Annotated in this window: 1 protein-coding gene and 1 riboswitch; the gene reads right to left on the reverse strand. The window is 43.7% G+C overall.

From position 1 onward, the window contains the following. Positions 1-123: 123 nt before the first annotated feature. Positions 124-1,725, reverse strand: a complete 1,602-nt coding sequence (locus tag B9J84_RS09930; protein WP_094124049.1) for a Na+/H+ antiporter NhaC family protein — start codon at positions 1,723-1,725, stop codon at positions 124-126. Between the two features lie 116 nt (positions 1,726-1,841). Further along, a riboswitch (Lysine riboswitch) is annotated at positions 1,842-2,025 on the reverse strand. Positions 2,026-2,050: the final 25 nt, after the last annotated feature.

Consider the following 2,050-nt stretch of genomic DNA (forward strand, 5'->3'; position numbering starts at 1 on the left):
GTTGATGTTCTTTTTCAACTAAAAATTTGGCGTTTTTAAAATCTTTTTTCGCCGTCGTGCGACAGTAATAAAAAATGGAAACTGTCGTTTCCCTTTCATCAACTCTATTTAACCAAAATACAGCTACAACGTCTCGCAATGTGTCATTTTTGATTTCGCCATAGCGGCCATAATCATGCACACAATGATAAATGCAACAGAGGCACAAGCCAACGAGATCAGCACTGACGCTGTCATTCCTAAAACAACAAAACCGACACTCGAAACCAAGGCCGTAGCCAGTGCATACGGCAATTGTGTCGCAACGTGATCGATATGATTACAACGCGCGCCTGTCGACGATAAGATGGTGGTGTCAGAAATAGGAGAACAGTGGTCACCAAAGACGGAACCAGCGAGCACCGCGCTCAGCACCGGGAGTATTAGAGCGATATCGGTCGCCGCAGCCATATCTCCAGCAATGGGCAACATGATGCCAAACGTTCCCCAAGAAGTGCCGGTTGAAAACGCCATCACGCCCGATAGTAAGAATAAGATGACCGGTAGCCAATGCGGATCAATATTACCTTGAACCAAAGATGACATATACGCACCGGTTTTCATGTCCCCAATAACAGAGCCAATTGTCCAGGCAAAAATTAGGATCAAAATCGCACCAAACATCGATTTAGCACCGATCCACAATGTATTACTGATGTCATTCATTGGCAGCTTTTGCTTAAACACAGTAAACAGAGCCATCGCCAAGCCAACTAGCCCGCCGTAAATCAATGAAGCGCCGACATTGGTGTTTTCAAACGCACCCAGTAGATCAAATGCTTTACCGTCTGCGGCTAAAGATTGACCACCCGTAAATAACATGGCTGAAACCGTTGCAATGATGAGTAATACGATAGGCAGAACCAGATCCAACACTTTGCCATGTTCGCTCTCTTTGATATCAAGCTCTTCATTTAACTCATGTGCGTCTTGGCTATCGTTTTCATTTGCGTCGTCGAATCCACGGCCTTGGGAGGCATTAATTTCATGCTGGCGCATTTGACCAATATCTAATTGGAACCACACCACCGCAAACACCATCAGTAATGCAAAAATGGCATAAAAATTCATTGGTACTAAACGCATGTACGCGCCCAATGCCGAATATTCGGTAATCCCGTGAGAAACGAGAATACCGCCAATAATCGTCATAATGTACGCGCCCCAGCTAGAAGCTGGCATCACAACGCACATTGGTGCTGCAGTTGAATCAAGGATATAGGCAAGTTTAGCGCGAGATACATAAAAGCGGTCTGTCACAGGGCGAGAAATAGAACCTACGGCTAAACTGTTAAAATAATCATCAACGAAAATAAACACACCCAAAAATGCCGCCAGCAGTTTTGAGCCACGTTTACTTTTTACGCGGACTTGTGCCCATTCGGCAAAAGCACGAGTACCGCCAGACAAAGTTAATAGCGCGGTCATCATACCTAATAAAAGCAAAAACCCGACGATACTCATATTCCAAGTGTTAATGCCGCCATCAGCAACAAAGACGCTTGATACCTTAGTAGCAACATAACTGAATGCACTACCAAAAGAATAATCCGCGAGTAATACCGCGCCTAATACAATACCGACACCTAATGAAACAAGTACTCTGCGTGTAAGAACAGCCAAACTTAATGCTACCAGAGGCGGTAACAGCGACAGAGGAGATGATGCAAAATCGATTAAATTCATGATCTTCAAAAACCAGTAAGTAAATGGTTAGAGATCTACTGCAGACAAATTACAGGCTAAGGTAACCACGTAATTCATGTTGAACTAAGCGAAAGGGAAGCGAACACTTCACCCAACCCTACAGTAGCGCTCCATAGTTTAAAAAAAGAATAGACTATGGCAGTGTTGTTCCTATTCGAATACAACCCCAGCAAGCTGCTTTAATGTGCATACTTACTTCGGCGATAAAACCTTTCACTTTTGTTCATTGGCATTACCCCAACAGAAGTTACTATTTTTTACCGCACCTCTACGTCAAAGAAAGTACAATAAATCACCGTTATTA

It is taken from the genome of Vibrio sp. V03_P4A6T147, from assembly GCF_002241085.1.
GTDB classification, from domain to species: Bacteria; Pseudomonadota; Gammaproteobacteria; order Enterobacterales; family Vibrionaceae; genus Vibrio; species Vibrio anguillarum.

Coding starts and splice junctions, on each gene's coding strand:
- B9J84_RS09930 (WP_094124049.1), bottom strand. CDS start 1,725: ATGAATTTAATCGATTTTGCATCATCTCCTCTGTCGCTGTTACCGCCT.